The 4047-nt window shown below is 41.5% G+C and carries 2 protein-coding genes and 1 pseudogene; all 3 read left to right on the plus strand.

All coding sequences use genetic code 11. The annotated features are described in order from the left end of the window. The first annotated feature begins 191 nt into the window (after window positions 1-191). Window positions 192-2123, plus strand: a complete 1932-nt coding sequence (locus ACFE90_RS36850; RefSeq protein WP_375507186.1) for a S9 family peptidase — start codon at window positions 192-194, stop codon at window positions 2121-2123. An 827-nt stretch (window positions 2124-2950) separates the two neighbouring features. After that, complete coding sequence (locus ACFE90_RS36855; protein ID WP_375507187.1) at window positions 2951-3319, plus strand: FMN-dependent NADH-azoreductase; 369 nt, start codon at window positions 2951-2953, stop codon at window positions 3317-3319. A gap of 94 nt (window positions 3320-3413) precedes the next feature. After that, window positions 3414-3608 (plus strand): annotated as a pseudogene (locus tag ACFE90_RS36860) (DDE-type integrase/transposase/recombinase); the annotation flags it as partial. Window positions 3609-4047 lie beyond the last annotated feature (439 nt).

Consider the following 4047-nt stretch of genomic DNA (forward strand, 5'->3'; position numbering starts at 1 on the left):
CTCCCTGCTCCCCTGCTGTCTTTATGATGATCTCACAAAATCGCATTGCTCCCTTAAAGAACTTTCAATTACGTAGCTTGCTGCTAGCTAGAGGCTAGGATTACGAATTACGGATTAGTATAAGTGGGTGTGTCAGAGTTTTGCCTTTACAGACAATGTATGATTCTTGGGAACAGGGAGCAGAATAAAGCGTGATAAAAACAGAAGTAGCGTCTTACGGATGTTGGCGATCGCCCATAACAACAGACTTAATTACTGCAAGTACAATTGGGTTGGGACAAATTGCCCTCTGTGGCGAAGAGATTTACTGGAGTGAGCTACGACCGTCAGAGTCAGGTAGAAATGTCATAGTGCGGCGGGGTGCAGACGGTAAAATCCAGTCCCTCACGCCTAGTGGCTTCAATGTGCGTACTCGTGTGCATGAATATGGTGGCAGTTCCTTTCTTGTGGTGAATGGCACTGTTTACTTTTCCAACTTTAGTGATCAACGCCTATATTATCAAAAGAGCAATCAAGAGCCGCAAGCCATCACCCCAAAAGCTGCCACACGCTATGCAGACGGTGTTTTTGATCGTCAAAACAACCGAATTATTTGTGTGTATGAAGATCACACAGACGTGACAAAGGAGGCGAGTAATAGTTTAGTCGGCGTGGAACTAGACGGAGATCATAAAATCCAACTATTAGTATCTGGAAATGACTTTTATGCTTCGCCTCGCCTTAGCCCGGATGGTTCACGTTTAGCTTGGCTGACTTGGAACCATCCTAATATGCCTTGGGATGGGACTGAACTATGGGTTGGGGAATTAAAGGCAGATGGTTCTTTGGGAAATACTCAAAAAATTGCTGGGGATTTAGATGAGTCTATTTTTCAGCCACAGTGGTCGCCAGATGGTCAGTTGTATTTTGTTTCTGACCGTACAGGTTGGTGGAATATATATCGTTGGCAAGATGAAAATTTAGAAGCGCTAACTCAAATCGAAGCAGAATTTGGTCAGCCGCAATGGAATTTTGGGATGTCCACTTATGCTTTTGGGTCTGCCAACCAGATTATTTGTACTTATACCCAACAAGGCATTTGGTATTTAGCAAGCCTTGATACACTAACACATCAGTTAGAACTAATAAATACGCCCTACACAGATATTAGCTCTCTGCACGCCACCTCTAAACAGGTGGTTTTTCGCGCAAGCTCGCCAACTCAATTAGCAGCAATTGTCCGTTTGGATCTGACAACTAAAGAGCTAGAAGTACTACGGTGTTCTAGTGATGTAACTATTGATGCTGGTTATCTTTCTTTACCTGAAGCCATTGAGTACGAAACATCTGATGGCAAAACAGCATACGCCCTTTTCTACTCACCTCGAAACCGTGACTATACGGCTCCTGAAACTGAAAAACCGCCCTTGATTGTCAAAAGTCACGGTGGTCCCACCGCAGCAACTTCTAGTAGCCTCAATTTTAACATTCAGTATTGGACTAGCCGAGGAATAGCGGTTTTGGATGTAAATTATGGTGGCAGTACAGGGTACGGGCGGGAGTATCGGCAACGGCTTTCTGGGAATTGGGGAATTGTAGATGTGGATGATTGTGTTTTTGGTGCGCGTTACTTAGTGTCACGAGGAGATGTAGACGGTGCTCGTCTAACCATTTCCGGCGGGAGTGCAGGTGGTTACACAACGCTTTGTGCCTTAACTTTCCGAGATACTTTTAAAGCAGGAGCCAGCTATTTTGGTGTCAGTGATTTGGAAGCTTTAGTTCGAGATACACATAAGTTTGAATCACGGTACTTGGATGGTCTGGTTGGCCCTTATCCACAACAGCGTCTGATTTATCAACAGCGCTCGCCAATTAACTTTAGTGAGCGTCTAGCCTGCCCAATGATTTTTTTTCAGGGATTAGAAGATCGAGTAGTTCCGCCCAATCAAACTGAAGCAATGGTTACAGCGCTAAGAACAAAAGGTGTACCTGTGGCTTATGTTGCTTTTGAGGGTGAACAACATGGTTTCCGCAAAGCCGCAAACATCAAGCGTTCTTTGTCAGCAGAACTTTACTTTTATTCACGAATTTTCAATTTTGAAATTGCCCAACCAGTTGAGCCTGTAGTCATTGAAAACTTTTAGCTAAGTAGCTGTAATCAACTGCGGACACTAGAACAACGATTCAGTAATCGGAATCATGACGAAAAATCGAGTTTTGAGCAGGAGTCGGGCCAAAATGAGGCTTTGATTTTTTAAGCATTTGTCAGCTATCACTAAATTTGACCACTGTTTTGAATTGCTATGCTTGGCATCAGTATTGGGATATATAGATTTAAAAAGGAGGCTGCCGGAGCTTAATGATAATTCGAGTTATCAGTTATAAAAGTGATAGCTATAATCATAGAAGAGTCTTAAAAAAAACACTCTTCTACTCATTATGAAATAAGTTTTAATGCACAAACTAATTTATTAAAAATGGTGTACTTATGAGCAACAATCAATTATCTAACAGATATAACGACAATAGACTGTACACTAGATTAGTTCCTACACTCAAGATTCTTCAGGTTGTCGGCTTTTTTATTGTAGCCATTTTTTTCTTATAATATTTCAATATTTGACCGAGCTTTAAGTTTTGGTGGAGGTAATATATTTATTCTCTTGCCTTGAATTTATTTAATTATTCCCTGTATTATTATATATATTCTGACAGCAGCTTTAATAGCAATCATTGACCTTTTAAGTCGTATAGAAAGGAATACAAGGTCTGAATAATAGCTGCTGAATAAAGCTTTTAGACCGACAAGGGGATTAGTGAATCGGTGTTCTAGTGGCCAAATGAAATTTTTGGTTGAGGGATTATGGGAAACATTCTGCATATTGATTCAAGTCCACGGGGCGATCGCTCCAAATCTCGCAAATTAGCCAAGGAGTTTATTGCTGCGTGGCAAGACTAACATCCTGATGATGTGATTACCTATCGTGATTTAAGGCAAACGCCAGTTCCTCACGTCACCGAAGATTGGATTGTGGCTTGTTTTACTCCACCAGAAGCACTGACTCCAGTTAGGGCTGAACTGCTGAAGTTTTCTAATGAGTTGGTGGATGAGTTTTTGGCGGCTGATCGGTGTGTGTTCAGCGTGCCGATGTACAACTTCAGCATTCCGTCCAACTTCAAAGGATACATTGATCAAGTGATTCGTGTGGGTCGCACATTCACGGAGGAGGATGGTCAAATCAAAGGACTTGCAAACGGTAAAAAAGTGTTGTTCATCACATCACGAGGCGTTGAATATGGAGCAGGTTCTCCTTATGAAGGATGGGATTGTCAGCGTTAATTTTGACATTTGGGTATGGAAATCGGAAAAATTATGACGAATTTTTAAAATACCTAAAAATGTTTAATGTTAACTGTGTTGTGGATGTACGTTCTATCTAAATAATAATCTGGAACAAGATCATCGATTTATTAAACGATTGGTTAAACCAGGAATGGGATTTGCCTCGTTCAACACGGCGAGGCGAACCTTGAGGGGATATGAGGCTATGAACATGATTCGTAAGGGACAAGTCAAGGGAATTGAAAAAACAGACATCGTTGCTCAAATTTTTGGAGTAGTTGTATAACTCGTTCTGATTTATACAGAGCTTTTATCCTTTGCAAGTTTTTGCAACACAACCGCGACGAAAGTATTGCCAGAGGAAGCAAACGCAACTGTGAAATCGTAGTAAAAGTAGGCCTAGAGGTTAGTTTGAGAGTTTTGCTCTCTTGCTTATTGTTGAACTTAACGGTAACGCCCAATTATCTACTCATTTGTGCGTTCACCTACCCCCACGGGAAGCAATTTACGCTTTTGGTCTTTGATAAGAGCAGATTTGAAGCTCAGGCTTCTGTTTGCGTTTAGAGCAGTACTTTTTGTTATGGAGTTTAAATATGATATCGACAGTAGAAACAATGGCAGCAATTGACTACAAGCTATCCAAGCGATTTTTAGAACTCGATCCGGCAGGTTATATCATGTCCGGCTAAAGACTTATCATTAAAACCGCAGGGGGCAGGGGGCAG

Source organism: uncultured Nostoc sp. (assembly GCF_964245445.1).
Taxonomy (GTDB): Bacteria; Cyanobacteriota; Cyanobacteriia; order Cyanobacteriales; family Nostocaceae; genus Nostoc.